We start from the raw sequence: 13,954 nt of genomic DNA, 5'->3' as shown, positions 1-13,954 counted from the left end.
GGATAAAACCATGACACAAACGGCACGGATTCATCCACCCACGGTCAGACGAGCCCTGATGGGCGACATCATGCAGACCGTCGGCATTTTACCCATTTTGATTTTAATCGTGGCGGTCTTCGGCGTTGTCACACCCAATTTCTTTACCGAAGCCAATTTACTGAATATTACGCGCCAGGCGTCCATCAACATTGTACTGGCCGCAGGCATGACGTTTGTCATTCTTACCGGCGGTATCGATTTATCTGTCGGCTCAATGCTGGGCACGACGGCAGTGGTGGCGTTGCTCACTTCGCTGGATCCGATGCTGGCCTCGCTCACGATTCCGATGGCGCTGGGAGCCGGGCTGGCGATGGGCCTGTTTAACGGCATTCTGGTGGCCTGGGCCGGGCTTCCGCCGTTTATCGTGACGCTGGGCACCTATACCGCACTGCGCGGAGCCGCCTATCTGCTGGCGAACGGCACCACGGTCATCAACGCCGATATCAATTTCGAGTGGATAGGCAATGGCTATCTGGGGCCGGTACCGTGGCTGATTGTTATTGCGTTCGCGGTGATTGCGCTTTGCTGGTTCATCCTGCGCCGCACCACGCTGGGCGTTCACATCTACGCCGTAGGCGGCAATATCCAGGCAGCCCGTCTGACCGGGATCAAAGTCGGGCTGGTACTGCTGTTCGTTTACGGGATGAGCGGCTTGCTGTCCGGCCTGGGCGGGCTGATGAGCGCTTCACGTCTCTACAGCGCCAACGGCAATCTGGGCATGGGTTACGAGCTGGATGCCATTGCGGCGGTCATTCTGGGCGGCACCAGTTTTGTGGGGGGAATCGGCACCATTACCGGCACGCTGATTGGCGCACTGATTATTGCCACGCTGAACAACGGCATGACATTGATGGGCGTTTCTTATTTCTGGCAGCTGGTGATTAAAGGTGCCGTGATCATCATCGCCGTTCTGATCGACAAATATCGCACGCGTCATCATGTGGGCTGATGTCCCCTATGCAGAGAGTACACAACGCGCCATTCAGCAGTTGGCCGATAAATAACAGCAGGAGAAGATCTATGCGTTTTAATCCGATTGTAACCGGGTTGCTGGCGGCAACGCTGCTCAGCGCCGGTATGGCTCAGGCAAAAGAACTGAAATCGATTGGCGTGACGGTGGGCGATCTGGCTAACCCGTTCTTCGTGCAAATCACCAAGGGCGCAGAGATGAAGGCGCGCCAGCTGGCTGGCGATAACGTCAAGGTGACGCTGGTGTCGAGTGGCTACGATCTTGGACAGCAGGTAGGGCAGATAGATAACTTCATCGCCGCTAAAGTCGACATGATTATCCTGAATGCCGCGGACTCAAAAGGGATCGCGCCCGCAGTGAAACGCGCACGGGATGCCGGGATTGTGGTGGTGGCTGTCGACGTCGCCGCCGACGGTGCCAACGCGACGATCACCTCGGATAACACTCAGGCCGGTGAAATGGCCTGTAAATATATCGCTGACCGTCTGAAAGACAAAGGCAACGTCGTCATTATCAACGGGCCGCCGGTCTCGGCGGTGCAAAACCGCGTGGAAGGCTGTATGACGGCGCTGAAACGCCATCCTGACATCAAACTGCTTTCTTCTAATCAGAACGCCAAAGGCAGCCGTGAAGGCGGCCTGGAAGTGATGACCGGCCTGCTGTCGGCCAACCCGAAAATCGATGCCGTGTTCGCGATTAACGATCCAACCGCAATTGGCGCGGATTTAGCGGCGAAACAGGCACAGCGTAACGAGTTCTTCATTGTCGGAGTGGACGGCTCACCGGACGGCGAAGAAGCGCTGAAGCGTAAGAACTCGCTCTTTGCCGCCACGCCCGCTCAGGATCCTCAGGTGATGGCCGCGAAAGCCGTCGAAATCGGTTACGACATCCTGCAGGGAAAACCCGCACCGGATAAACCCGTGCTGATCCCGGTGAAGCTGATCGACCGTAATAATGTCGGCAGCTACAAAGGCTGGACCGTGAAATAAACCAGCAGGCGGCATCGCAGGGTGCCGCCTTAACGGGAGAGCGGAAGATGAAACGCGCCGACGTGAACAGACATTTGCAATATACGCGAGACTTTTTCACCCGTCAGGACGTCCCTCTGCCGTCCTGGGCCGATTACGGTCTCCGGCAGTGGCGTCAGCAACAGGAGGACATCACTGAAATCGTTGCCTTACGCCTGGGCTGGGATCTGACCAGTTTTGGTGGCGACGATTTTCTGCAAACCGGCCTGACGTTATTCACACTCCGCAACGGCTCGCCGCACGGAACGCCCTGGCACAAACCTTATGCAGAAAAAGTGATGCACGTGCGTGAAGGGCAGGTAACGCCGATGCATTACCATCCGCGCAAGATGGAAGACATTATTAATCGCGGCGGCGGCAACCTGATTGTCGAGCTGTATAACCGTGAAGGCCATGACAAAGCCGCCACGCCGGTGACGGTTTCCCTGGACGGCATCCGGCAAACCCATGCGGCGGGTTCGCAGATCAGGCTTTCCCCTGGTGAAAGTGTCACGCTCGTCGCGGGCGTCTGGCACAGCTTCTGGGGCGAAAACGGCTTTGGTGACGTGCTGGTGGGGGAAGTCTCCATGCCCAACGATGATGACAACGACAACGTCTTCCTGACGCCGCTGGCGCGTTTCAACGACCTTGACGAGGATGAGGAACCCCAGAGGCTGCTTTGTAACGACTATTCCCGCTGGCTCACCTTGAGGAGTGAATGATGGCTTTGATTTCTCTGGCACAGGGGCTGGCGCATGCCCAGCAACAGGGTTATGCGCTGGGCGCGTTTAATGTCCTGGACAGCCATTTCCTGCGTGCGCTGTTTGATGCGGCAGAGCGACAGCGCTCGCCGTTTATTATCAACATTGCCGAAGTGCATTTTAAGTACGTCACGCTCGATCAGATCACTGAGGCAATCCGTTTTGAAGCCGCGAAGCATACTGTTCCGGTGGTGCTGAATCTGGATCATGGCTTGCACTTTGAGGCGGTGATGCAGGCGATTCGTCTCGGGTTCACCTCGGTGATGTTTGACGGTTCGACCCTGAGCTATGAAGAGAACATTCGCCAGACGCGGGAAGTGGTTCGCGCCGCACATGCCGTCGGCGTTTCCGTTGAGGCAGAGCTGGGCGCAGTCGGGGGTGATGAAGGCGGCGCACTGTTTGGGGAAGCCGACAGCGAGAAATTTACCGATCCGCGACTGGCCGCTGAATTTGTGCGCGAAACCGGCATTGATACGCTGGCGGTCGCCATTGGTAATGCGCACGGCAAATACAAAGGGGAACCCAAACTGGATTTTGACCGGCTGGCGGCGATTCGTCAGCAAACCGGTGTACCGCTGGTGCTGCACGGCGGGTCGGGCATCAGCGACGCGGATTTCCGTCGGGCAATCTCACTCGGTATCCACAAAATTAACTTTTACACCGGCATGTCTCAGGCGGCCCTTGACGCGGTGGAACGCAGCCTGGCCTCGCGCAATACCCGTTATGATGAGTTCGCAGAGTTACTGATGGCGGTGGAAAAGGCGATTTGTGAAACCGTTATGCAGCAGATGAACATTTTCGGCAGCGCAGGCCAGGCGTAAATGGCAACGCGAAGCGGCATTCTGGCCGCAGGTGTCATGCTGGTGGATTATGTGCATCGCATCAGCCACTGGCCGGAACAGGGCTGGCTGACCGAAATACAGCACAGCGAAAAGGCCGCAGGTGGCGCGCCGCTCAATGTTCTGCTCACGCTGTCGCGCATGCAGTGCGCACTGCCGCTGGCGGCGATTGGCCTGCTCGGCAATGACGCCGATGGCGATTTTCTGCTGGCTATGATGAAAGCGGCGCAGATTGACTACCGGTTAGTGCAGCGCACCGACGACAAGCCTACAGCGATGACCCAGGTGATGACGACACCGGACGGACAACGGACTTTTTTCTTTTCACCCGGCGCCAACAGCTTACTGGACAGACCGCACTTCGCCGCCGTCGATGACGCACAGCGCATCTTTCATCTGGGGTATTTGCTGCTGCTGGAAACGCTGGATAGCGTGGACAGCGAATTTGGTACCCGCAGCGCCCGGTTGCTGGCACACATGCAGCAGCGGGGCTATTTCACGTCCCTGGATCTGGCTTCCCGCGCGGGCGATTACCGCCCTCAGGTGCTGCCCGCCTTACGCTGGCTGGATTATCTGGTGATTAATGAACTGGAAGCGCAGGCGTTGTCAGGCGTGCTGTTACGTGATGGCCGCGGCATTCAGCCGCCCGCCGCTTTTGCCCGTGCCGCGCAGTGGCTGGCGGAGCAGGGCGTGCGTCAGCGTGTTGTTATCCATGCGCCCGAGGGCGCATGGGGACGTGAAGCGGACGGCGAAGGTGTCTGGCAGCCCGCCTGGCAGCTGGCACCCGACGACATTGTGGGCAGCGTCGGAGCGGGTGATGCATTTTGTGCGGGCGTGCTGTTTGCCAGCCATGAAGGCGAGGATATGGTCTCGACGCTGAAACTGGCCCATACCTGCGCCTGTTTTAATCTGCGTGCCGCCAATGCGACAGACGGCATTCGCCCCTTGCGCGACATGCGTGAATGGATGGCTCAGGCGGTTTGTGTGGAAAGTCCCAGCCCTTCAGGTTTGACCACATCGGCAGAAAAAACATAGCCCAGCCCGCGGATAGTGCGGATCAGGCCGGGCTGATGCGGATTGGCTTCAATTTTACGGCGTAACCGCATGATCAGCACATCGATCGTGCGGTCAAAGACATCCATCGTCTCGCTGTGGGTCAGTTCTAATAACTGATCGCGCGTCAGGACCTTGCGTGCATGCCGTACCATGGCGCGTAACAAAGTATATTCCCCCTGCGTCAGAGGAACCGTTTCGCGTTGAGGATTGAGTAACTGGCAGCGTGCTTCATCAAGCACCCAGCCATTGAAGCGCCAGCCTGACTGCGCGTCATCACTGGTTGCGGCACGTCCGCTGCGTCTGAGGGCGGCGCGTGCGCGGGCCACGACCACGCGGGGATTGAATGGTTTAGCAATATAGTCGTCCGCGCCCATCTCCAGACCCACGACCATCTCCGATTCCGATCCCATGCCGGTCAGCATGATTACGAGGATATCAGGCCGTTGACGCTGCAACTGCTGGAGCACCAGCAATCCATTGGTATCAGGCAACATCATATCCAACATTACCAGCGCGATGTCCGGGTGAGCACTGACCATCGCCAGCGCCTCTTTACCCTGATGACAACGATAAACCCGTAAAGCATGTTCACTGAGCGCGTCCTGCAACAGATCGCAGACCGCAGGATCATCATCCACCACCAGAACTGCTGGCTTCATTGTGTGACCTCAATGTTACTAAAGAGTTAATTTCGAGTTTACACATTCCCCTTTTGCCTGCAGGTTAATGCGGCTGAAACGTGACCAGCGTCGCCTCACTAAGTGTTGAAGCGTGCGTCAGCACCCTTTTTTCGCCTTTTCGGCACCGAAAGGAAAACGTTTGCGCATTTAGGGGGCAATGCACCATAATCGCGCCCTGATTCGGTTCAGAATTCTCTTAAGGCTCGTTTGCGCTTATTCAGGTAATCGATTGCGTGTCGGACTGGCACAGCAATTGCTTAAGCCTTAGCAATTGCTCACATGACAAAGGAAAGCAACCCCGGTTTTTAGCAGGCCTGCAACGGCGCGGGCCAGCCGTCGGCATTACCACAAACAGCATGATAATAACTTTGGCAAGAGAGCACGTACCTGAGTGACGTCTCTATCATCGAGAGATAATGATGTTAGAAAAACTATTTAAATTAAAAGCGCACAACACAACGGTTCGCACCGAAATCATCGCCGGGATCACGACCTTTCTGGCAATGGCTTATATCCTGTTTGTTAACCCCAGTATTTTAGGGGCGACCGGCATGGACAAAGGTGCGGTCTTCGTCGCGACCTGTCTGGCGGCAGCAATTGGTTCTGTGTTGATGGGACTGATTGCCAACTATCCTATCGCCCTGGCACCGGGAATGGGCCTGAATGCGTTCTTCACGTATACCGTTGTGCTGCACATGGGCTACACCTGGCAGATTGCGCTGGGCGCGGTATTCCTGTCTGCGGTTATCTTCTTTGCGTTATCAATCTTTAAAATTCGCGAATGGATTATCAAAAGCATTCCGTTGCCGTTGCGTGCGGGGATTGCCGCCGGTATTGGTCTGTTCCTGGCGATTATCGCGCTGGAAGGGGCGGGAATCGTCGTCGACAATCCGGCCACGCTGGTAGGAATTGGTGATTTGACCAAGCCTGGGCCACTGCTGGCGATGTTAGGTTTTATCATCATCGTCGTGCTGGAGGCGCGCCGTGTGACGGGCGCAGTCTTGATTGGCATTCTGATCATTACCTTTATCTCCATGGGAATTGGCCTGACGCCGTTTGGCGGCGTATTTTCTGCCCCGCCGTCCATCGCCCCGACGTTTATGCATCTGGATATCGCGGGTGCGTTTAACGTGGGTTTGATTAGCGTGATTTTTGCGTTCCTGTTTGTCGACGTGTTTGATAACACGGGAACGCTGCTGGGCGTGACCAAACGTGCCGGGCTGGCTGACGAAGAGGGCAACGTGCCTAAAATGGGGCGCGCGCTTGTGGCGGACAGTGCGGCGGCGCTGTTTGGTTCTCTGCTGGGAACGTCCACGACCACCAGCTATGTCGAATCGGCTGCAGGCGTCAGCGCCGGTGGCCGTACCGGATTAACGGCTGTGGTGGTGGCGGTGCTGTTTTTACTGGCGCTGTTCTTTTCACCCCTGGCTTCCAGCGTGCCGGTTTACGCCACGGCACCCGCACTGCTCTTTGTGGCTGTGCTGATGACCTCAGGCCTGGCCGAGATCGACTGGAAAGACATTACTACTGCGGCTCCTGTTACGGTGACGGCCCTGACCATGCCATTAACGTATTCCATTGCAAACGGTATCGCTTTCGGCTTTATCACCTGGACCGTAGTGAAACTGCTGAGTGGGCGGACGAAAGAAATTAATGCGGCGCTGATTATTCTTTCCCTGCTGTTTGTCATTAAGCTCGGCTGGTTGAGTGCATAATTAACTTCACCGTTACAGCATATTTAATATGCTGTAACGGTTTTAGCGTTATATTTCGCGTCGATGCATCACCAGGCTGCCTCAGCTTTTTCAATCGTTGTGCATTCTCTTCCAAAATGAATATGAACTGCCTTTTCTTCACGCCTTTCACCTCTTACTCTTCGACAACACCTTCTGAATAAGGCGGCACGCTGGTTTTATTTTGCGTTCTTATTCAATCAGGTAATGTTTATTGTGCGGGACTTTGCTTCAATAACGTCGAAGCAGGTCGTGAATAACGTTAACGGATGCATGTAATCCGCCTGTCAGGGACTGATAATGGGCAACCTTTGTATAAAACGGGATCGCGGAAAGCCAAACGTAATCGACCGTCATTGCGGGACGGGAGGCAAAACAATGGAAAATTTTGAAAAGCGCTTTGAGCGACTGGAGCAAGACAGCCATCAGATGAAAATTGATCTGGCGCTGTTCAGTGGGCGCGCGACGGCATTTGCGACGAAAACCGATCTTGAAATACTGCGCTCAGAGCAAACGCTGTTTCACGTTGAAATGCTTCAGCGATTCACTAGCCTGGAAGAAAATGTAGAACACGTCGGGAGTCAGTTTGCCGGTATTGAGAACAGGCAGGATCGTATTGACAGCAAAATTTTTGAAATCAATAAGGTATTAGTCGACGTTACTAACCGGTTTAACAGCATTGACGCCAGCTTCTCGGTTGTCATAGCGAAATTTGATGATACTGACAGCCGATTTGATGGGACAGATAAGCGGCTGGACGGACTTGGCTGTCGGTTCGATGGTATGGACAAGCGGTTCGACGGACTCGACTGTCGGCTTGATGGCGTGGATAAGCGGCTGGACGGACTCGACTGTCGGCTTGATGGTGTGGATAAGCGGCTGGACGGCATCGACTGTCGGCTTGATGGCGTGGATAAGCGGCTGGACGGACTCGACTGTCGGCTTGATGGTGTGGATAAGCGGCTGGACGGCATCGACTGTCGGCTTGATGGTGTGGATAAGCGGCTGGACGGCATCGACTGTCGGCTTGATGGCGTGGATAAGCGGCTGGACGGACTCGACTGTCGGCTCGATGGCGTGGATAAGCGGCTAGACGGAATCGACTATCGCCTTGATGGCATTGATAAACGACTCGACGGAATGGATCGTCGCTTCGACAAGGTGGATCAGCGATTCGACAAGGTGGATGAGCAATTCGATAAGCTGGATGCGCGATTTGAAAGCCTGAATAATCGCCTTATCTGGACATTTATGGTCCCGGCTATTCTGGCTGTGTTTGCCTGGTTTATAAATACTGCCGTACTGAACGCAGCCTGATTCAGCAGAAACGGAGAAGGGACGACGGCATTAATGTGAAAGAGACTCACCCTTAATACCGTCTTTGATTTTACTCTTTAACGGAACGGGGGTTCGTTAAACGTTCGCAGTTTACGCGAATGTAACTTGTCACCCTCAGCCCGTAACAGCTCTACCGCCTGAATCCCAATCTGCAGGTGTTCAGAGATGGCGCCGTCGTAAAAGCGATTCGCCTGACCGGGCAGCTTAATTTCGCCGTGTAACGGTTTATCGGAAACACAGAGTAACGTGCCATAAGGCACCCGGAAGCGGTAACCCTGGGCGGCAATGGTGGCACTTTCCATATCCACCGCCACGGCGCGGCTGAGATTAAAGCGCAGGGCAGAAGCCGAGTAACGCAGCTCCCAGTTACGGTCATCGGTGGTGACGACAGTACCGGTGCGCAGGCGCTCTTTGACTTCTTCGCCGGGCATACCGCTGACCGATTTGGTGGCATCGTAGAGGGCGCGCTGAACTTCGGCGATGCTGGGAATCGGGATATCCGGTGGCAGCACGCTATCCAGTACATGATCGTCACGCAAATACGCATGGGCCAGCACGTAATCCCCAATACGCTGACTTTCGCGCAGGCCGCCGCAGTGACCTATCATCAGCCAGGCATGAGGGCGAATGACGGCAAGGTGATCGCAGATGGTTTTGGCATTAGAAGGACCCACACCGATATTGATCAGCGTGATGCCGCGACGATGCGGTGACGTCAGATGCCAGGCAGGCATCTGATGTTTTTTCCAGGCCAGATCGGACAGCATCGCGTCATTGTTTTCCGTGTCAGCCGTCAGGATGACATCTCCGGCGCACACCAGGCTGTCAAACGGGGTTGACGGATCGCGTACCTGTTCGATGGCCCAGCGGACGAATTCATCCACATAACGCGTGTAGTTGGTAAACAACACGAACGGCTGAAAATACTCCACAGCCGTGCCGGTATAGTGGCGCAGGCGTGCCAGCGAAAAGTCGGTGCGCAGCGCATCAAAGTGGGAAAGGGGAAAGGTGGCGTCAGCATGAAACAAGCCATCTGCCGTTTCATCCCCAATCTGCGAGAGTTCAGTCGTGGGAAAATGACGGGCTATGCCGGCGCTCATGGTCCGGTCCAGCGACAGGTCAGAGCCGTCTATTACATACGGGTAGGGAATCTCCTGCTGTGACGGGCCGACTTCGATGTCCACGTCGTACTCTTTTTCCAGCATCGCCAGCTGTTCTGAAATGTAATGACGAAGTAAAGCGGGGCGGGTGACGGTGGTGCTGTAACTGCCTGTATGTGTAAAACGGCCCCATGCACGCGTGCGATTCTGTTGCGGTCCGTCTCCCTGCCAGGTAATGCGTAATTCAGGATAAACAAACAGGCCTTGCTCACGCGCGGCGGGGTCCGGCAGCACGCCTTCTTCCGTGTAGGCCTTGATGGACGCACGAAGCGCATCGACGGCGTCATTGTAAAGTTGCTCAAGCGCATTGAGTGCCTGTTCGCGTGTCAGCTTTTTCCGTTGGGCTGGCATAACTTCTCCTTTCAGGTTCTTACCACAATGCTCCTCAGCTTAGCGGTTTTAACAACGGATTGGGTGAAGAATCTATGATCGCGCGCATTTTGCGGCTGCCTGTTATGGGCGAGGCTAGTGGGCATCATGCGGCACTGAGTAAAAAAACGGATTAACCCGACAGCATCAGGATGTGCAGGGCAGCAATGGCTTTCGCTAAGGCAAGAGGGTGGACCGGAGCATGGCAGCACCGATTCGGCGCGACTAAAGGCGAGAGCAGAAAAGTGTGTAACGATGATTTAACAGGAATGCAAAACGTTTTGCATATTTCACTTTACGCTACCATCATTAGAGTTCTTTCCCGACATGTTCATATTTGGTACTCCTTTGCAAAATCCCGGCGTAGCAGTGGTGCAGGCGATTAAGCGCACGGCGTGGTATCCGAAACGTCGCGCTTACCGCACGCTGTACTGGCGTGAAATTTCGCCTCTTGCAGTTCCTATCTTTTTTGAAAATGCCTGTGTGCTACTGATGGGCGTGTTAAGTACCTTCCTGGTGAGCTGGCTGGGCAAAGAAGCCATGGCCGGCGTCGGGCTGGCAGACAGCTTCAACATGGTCGTCATCTCCTTTTTTGCCGCCATCGACCTGGGAACCACGGTAGTGGTCGCGTTTAGCCTGGCCAGACGCAATGGTAAACGGGCCCGCGCCGCAACACGGCAGTCGCTGGCAATGATGACGGTATTAGCCCTGGTGCTGGTTATCGCCATTGAGTTCTGGGGGCATCTGATTATTGACGCCATCGCAGGCGCAGCAGAACCGAAAGTGAAAGCGCTGGCACTCAGCTATCTGCAGGTTTCCGCATGGAGTTATCCGGCGGCGGCCATTACGCTGATTGGTAGCGGTGCGCTGCGTGGGGCAGGGAACACGAAAATACCGATGCTGATTAACGGTGGGATGAATATCCTTAACATCGTTATCAGCAGTGTGCTGATTTATGGCTGTTTTTCGTGGAAGGGGCTGGGCTTTGTGGGGGCCGGATTAGGGCTGACAATTACCCGCTACATTGGCGCAATAGCGGTCATCTACGTGTTAATGATTGGCTTCAACGCCTCACTGAGAATTTCGCTGTCCAGCTATTTCAGGCGCTGGAACAGCAGTATTTTATTTGAAGTCTTAAGCATCGGTGTGCCGGCCAGTATTGAATCCGTGCTGTTTAACGGCGGGAAGTTACTGACACAGGTCTTTGTGGCGGGCATGGGCACCAACGAAATTGCCGGCAATTTTATCGCGTTTTCAATCGCCTCACTGATTAACCTGCCTGGTAATGCGCTGGGATCGGCGTCGACCATTATTACGGGAAAACGCTTAGGTAAATGCCAGGTTTTTCAGGCAGAGCGGCAAATCAAGCACGTCTATCTGTTGGCTACAATCTGTCTGACAGGCGTTGCTGCGCTGACCATACCGCTGGCGGGGCTGCTGGCACGCTTCTACACCAGCGATCCGGAAGTGATTAGCGTTACCAAACACCTTATCTGGCTGAATGCCCTGTTTATGCCGATTTGGGCCGCCTCCTGGGTGCTCCCCGCCGGCCTGAAGGGCGCGCGTGATGCCCGTTATACGATGTATGTATCGATGTTCAGTATGTGGTGCGCAAGGGTTGTTATTGGTTATCTGCTGGGCATTGAACTCGGTATGGGCGTGATTGGTGTCTGGCTGGGCATGTTCCTTGACTGGACGGTGCGCGGCGGATTTTTCTGGTGGCGGCTGAAAAGCGGAAAATGGCTTAATAACTACCGCAAGATGCTCGCCAGGGCAGAATCCACCTGAATACCTTCAGCCACCCGTTTGTGAGAGGGGATGATGCGTGGCAGCTTCGCGCCGCGCATCATCACAGTCTGTTTTAATACTGCCACGCTTTTCATTTACCTGCCTCTACACAGGTTTCGTCATTCGTCAGGACGGTTCTGTGCCCACTTTTCCCGCAAAGCGGACGAAATGCGTTCGAATCCAGGGCCGCGCGTATCGCCTTCGGGTAGGAATACTCTTAAATTTAACGCCATTGCTTCGTTTAACTCTTTGATTAATATGTGTTATTGATTTTGTTTCAGAAAGACCAGGCAGCCAAATTTGACTTAATTCCTCTTTTCAACTTACGCATCGCGTTTGAGCTGACGGTTTTCTCAGCGTTCAGGGCCATCCGGCACCTTAAAATATTCATCTGGCTTAAGCTTTTATACTAAAGGATAGGGGCGCTGAGACCATAGATGAGTATCAGACGTACGAAATGTGCAGGTTTCACCGTATTGTCATCTGTTTGAGTTAGTAAAAAACATAAATACTATTACTTAGTTACGTAACTGGGAGCTGTATTGAATTTTTCAAGGCAATATGTAAAGCTGTGTAAGATGTTAATAAATGGAAAAGAACTTTACACAGGCGAGCAGGATGTACAGGCTCGTGCGGTAGCTATGGTGCTGCATATTTTTTTGTAACCCATTGATTTATTGCTATTTGTGTGAGATCGACTGGAATTTAAGCAGGATGTTACCATTCTCCCCACACGAATAACGATTAACCAGCCCCGTTAAGTTTAACGATTATCTAACAAAAATCGTGTCTTACCAAAACATAATCTGGCTGCTTTAATACCGTTTGCTTTTAGGAATGGGTCAGTTTGCTGAATGTATTTGGTGAAATTCAGCCGACCCGCTTCTCCGGTCATCAGGTTTTATGAACTGTGCCTATACTGTTCATGCTCATCGTATAAAATTTACACTCAATCAACGCTCCTATTCAGGCAACTTGTATTGTTAATCAATGACTTGGCGTCATCTGGCGTCCAGTTGACGTTGTGCAACAATACGACGCGCTGACCACCGGCCAAAGGCCACTTTTTTGGGTATTAATGGAACTAAATATGAAAAAAATGGTGAACTTTCGAATTGCATTAAGCCTGATGTTTGTTTTTGCTGTTGCAGGCTGTAAAACACCGCCAAAAATGACAGATGACACAATGGTCACCAATACCGTTGATGGCACTACCCTGATTCACCGTCATGCCGTAGCTGCGCCTGCACAGTTCACCGCCGTCAATGAGAGTTACCGTGCCCTGTATCCTGCCTCTGTGATGACACGCCCGGATTTTGGCGGCAAGGTCGTGGAAACGCTGAAAACGGGTGAAACCTATACCGTTGTGGGTCAGGTAGAAAATAACTGGCTGGCACTGGGCGAAGAAGCTGACGCGGTTTCACCACCCGCAACTGACGCGAAAGCCACCGACAGCAAGGGCGCCGCGCCTCAGGCACCGACTAATGCGGTCAAAGTCATTGGCTATGTGCCTTTCCGTGCAGTGGTAAAAAGCGATTTATACGACCAAACCATCAAAGCCGATCAGCCTAAGCGTCGTGCGCGTGCCGCCGCGAAGAAAAAGACCTGCGTCTCTGTTGATGGCAACAGCCAGGCCTGCCAGAACAGCAATAACGGTACCTGGATCATTAACTAAGTCAGGGGCAGGGAGGGGCAGATATGGCACATACCCACTTGCGCGCTGGCCTGAAAAAATGGCTCTGGCCCTTCCTGCTACTTCTGCTGACCGCATGCAGTAGCAGTAAGCCCGATATCGCGCGCTACAACCTGAATTTTCAGGCGCATCCCCCCATCAACGCTGGCGCGCCGCTCAAAGTGCGCATCATGCTGTTGACGTCGGATGCCGAGTTTATGTCCGCTGATTTTTTCACATTACAGAATCAACCCGCGACAGCATTAGGCAATACGCTGCTTAACAGTCAGCAGTTTTTCCTGATGTCCGGTCAGCTCAGTAAAACGCTGAGTGCGAAAAGCCTGCCTGAGGCACGGTTTATCGGCATCATGGCGGAATATCAAAAGCTGGATGGCAAAGTGTGGCGGCTGGCGCTGCCTTTCCCGGACAGCGACAGCAGTTCATTCTGGCAGTTCTGGAAAAGCAATGATGGTGAGCTAAACGCCAACATTATTGTTGACGATGCCGGTATGCGTCCCGTTAAGCAATAACACCGTCTT

The 13,954-nt window shown here is 54.0% G+C and carries 12 protein-coding genes; 10 read left to right on the top strand and 2 right to left on the bottom strand.

What is annotated here, in order from left to right:
• Positions 1–10: 10 nt before the first annotated feature.
• The 5 genes from RAC65_RS04195 to RAC65_RS04175 all read left to right on the top strand — a co-directional run bounded on the left by RAC65_RS04195 (position 11) and on the right by RAC65_RS04175 (position 4,654).
• On the top strand, positions 11–991 hold the full coding sequence (locus RAC65_RS04195; RefSeq protein ID WP_033739482.1) for a ribose ABC transporter permease: 981 nt from the start codon (positions 11–13) through the stop codon (positions 989–991).
• 71 nt (positions 992–1,062) lie between these two features.
• Positions 1,063–2,001, top strand: coding sequence for an ABC transporter substrate-binding protein (locus tag RAC65_RS04190; RefSeq protein WP_054633546.1), 939 nt, complete (start codon positions 1,063–1,065; stop codon positions 1,999–2,001).
• A gap of 47 nt (positions 2,002–2,048) precedes the next feature.
• Positions 2,049–2,741 (top strand): D-lyxose/D-mannose family sugar isomerase, encoded by a 693-nt coding sequence (locus tag RAC65_RS04185; RefSeq protein ID WP_054633547.1) that lies wholly within the window; start codon positions 2,049–2,051, stop codon positions 2,739–2,741.
• Positions 2,741–3,601, top strand: a complete 861-nt coding sequence (locus tag RAC65_RS04180; RefSeq protein ID WP_033739478.1) for a ketose 1,6-bisphosphate aldolase — start codon at positions 2,741–2,743, stop codon at positions 3,599–3,601. The genes RAC65_RS04185 and RAC65_RS04180 overlap by 1 nt, the downstream gene beginning before the upstream one ends.
• Positions 3,602–4,654: a carbohydrate kinase family protein gene (locus RAC65_RS04175; RefSeq protein WP_262959202.1), complete on the top strand. Its 1,053-nt coding sequence runs from the start codon at positions 3,602–3,604 to the stop codon at positions 4,652–4,654. It abuts the gene before it with no gap.
• Here the strand turns inward: RAC65_RS04175 and RAC65_RS04170 are convergent.
• Positions 4,591–5,334 carry a response regulator gene (locus tag RAC65_RS04170; protein WP_033739476.1) on the bottom strand — a complete coding sequence of 248 codons (744 nt, stop codon included), beginning with the start codon at positions 5,332–5,334 and terminating at the stop codon, positions 4,591–4,593. The genes RAC65_RS04175 and RAC65_RS04170 overlap by 64 nt on opposite strands.
• A gap of 437 nt (positions 5,335–5,771) precedes the next feature.
• On the opposite strand from RAC65_RS04170, the gene RAC65_RS04165 reads away from it, so the two are divergent.
• Positions 5,772–7,070 carry an NCS2 family permease gene (locus tag RAC65_RS04165; RefSeq protein ID WP_199227855.1) on the top strand — a complete coding sequence of 433 codons (1,299 nt, stop codon included), beginning with the start codon at positions 5,772–5,774 and terminating at the stop codon, positions 7,068–7,070.
• Positions 7,071–7,466: 396 nt separating this feature from the next.
• On the top strand, positions 7,467–8,405 hold the full coding sequence (locus RAC65_RS04160) for a hypothetical protein (RefSeq protein WP_375096392.1): 939 nt from the start codon (positions 7,467–7,469) through the stop codon (positions 8,403–8,405).
• 77 nt (positions 8,406–8,482) lie between these two features.
• Here RAC65_RS04160 and RAC65_RS04155 read toward each other — a convergent pair whose 3' ends face one another.
• Positions 8,483–9,937 (bottom strand): AMP nucleosidase, encoded by a 1,455-nt coding sequence (locus tag RAC65_RS04155; protein WP_039338216.1) that lies wholly within the window; start codon positions 9,935–9,937, stop codon positions 8,483–8,485.
• Positions 9,938–10,282: 345 nt separating this feature from the next.
• Between RAC65_RS04155 and RAC65_RS04150 the strand changes: the two genes are divergently transcribed.
• The 3 genes from RAC65_RS04150 to tssJ all read left to right on the top strand — a co-directional run bounded on the left by RAC65_RS04150 (position 10,283) and on the right by tssJ (position 13,945).
• On the top strand, positions 10,283–11,743 hold the full coding sequence (locus RAC65_RS04150) for an EmmdR/YeeO family multidrug/toxin efflux MATE transporter (protein WP_375096391.1): 1,461 nt from the start codon (positions 10,283–10,285) through the stop codon (positions 11,741–11,743).
• A 1,078-nt stretch (positions 11,744–12,821) separates the two neighbouring features.
• Complete coding sequence (locus RAC65_RS04145) at positions 12,822–13,418, top strand: hypothetical protein (RefSeq protein ID WP_033742175.1); 597 nt, start codon at positions 12,822–12,824, stop codon at positions 13,416–13,418.
• 23 nt (positions 13,419–13,441) lie between these two features.
• Positions 13,442–13,945 carry a type VI secretion system lipoprotein TssJ gene (gene tssJ, locus RAC65_RS04140; protein ID WP_375096390.1) on the top strand — a complete coding sequence of 168 codons (504 nt, stop codon included), beginning with the start codon at positions 13,442–13,444 and terminating at the stop codon, positions 13,943–13,945.
• Positions 13,946–13,954: the final 9 nt, after the last annotated feature.

The sequence above is a fragment of the Pantoea sp. BS_8 genome (assembly GCF_041954965.1).
Lineage (GTDB): Bacteria > Pseudomonadota > Gammaproteobacteria > Enterobacterales > Enterobacteriaceae > Pantoea > Pantoea stewartii.
Note: the sequence above shows the minus strand (reverse complement) of the source record. Positions and strands in the feature narration are given on the sequence as shown.

What these genes read in the sequence shown, in the direction of transcription:
- tssJ (WP_375096390.1), top strand. Translation starts at nt 13,442, where the DNA reads ATGGCACATACCCACTTGCGCGCTGGCCTGAAAAAATGGCTCTGGCCC.
- RAC65_RS04175 (WP_262959202.1), top strand. Translation starts at nt 3,602, where the DNA reads ATGGCAACGCGAAGCGGCATTCTGGCCGCAGGTGTCATGCTGGTGGAT.
- RAC65_RS04190 (WP_054633546.1), top strand. Translation starts at nt 1,063, where the DNA reads ATGCGTTTTAATCCGATTGTAACCGGGTTGCTGGCGGCAACGCTGCTC.
- RAC65_RS04150 (WP_375096391.1), top strand. Translation starts at nt 10,283, where the DNA reads ATGTTCATATTTGGTACTCCTTTGCAAAATCCCGGCGTAGCAGTGGTG.
- RAC65_RS04155 (WP_039338216.1), bottom strand. Translation starts at nt 9,937, where the DNA reads ATGCCAGCCCAACGGAAAAAGCTGACACGCGAACAGGCACTCAATGCG.
- RAC65_RS04145 (WP_033742175.1), top strand. Translation starts at nt 12,822, where the DNA reads ATGGAACTAAATATGAAAAAAATGGTGAACTTTCGAATTGCATTAAGC.
- RAC65_RS04160 (WP_375096392.1), top strand. Translation starts at nt 7,467, where the DNA reads ATGGAAAATTTTGAAAAGCGCTTTGAGCGACTGGAGCAAGACAGCCAT.
- RAC65_RS04185 (WP_054633547.1), top strand. Translation starts at nt 2,049, where the DNA reads ATGAAACGCGCCGACGTGAACAGACATTTGCAATATACGCGAGACTTT.
- RAC65_RS04165 (WP_199227855.1), top strand. Translation starts at nt 5,772, where the DNA reads ATGATGTTAGAAAAACTATTTAAATTAAAAGCGCACAACACAACGGTT.
- RAC65_RS04180 (WP_033739478.1), top strand. Translation starts at nt 2,741, where the DNA reads ATGGCTTTGATTTCTCTGGCACAGGGGCTGGCGCATGCCCAGCAACAG.
- RAC65_RS04195 (WP_033739482.1), top strand. Translation starts at nt 11, where the DNA reads ATGACACAAACGGCACGGATTCATCCACCCACGGTCAGACGAGCCCTG.
- RAC65_RS04170 (WP_033739476.1), bottom strand. Translation starts at nt 5,334, where the DNA reads ATGAAGCCAGCAGTTCTGGTGGTGGATGATGATCCTGCGGTCTGCGAT.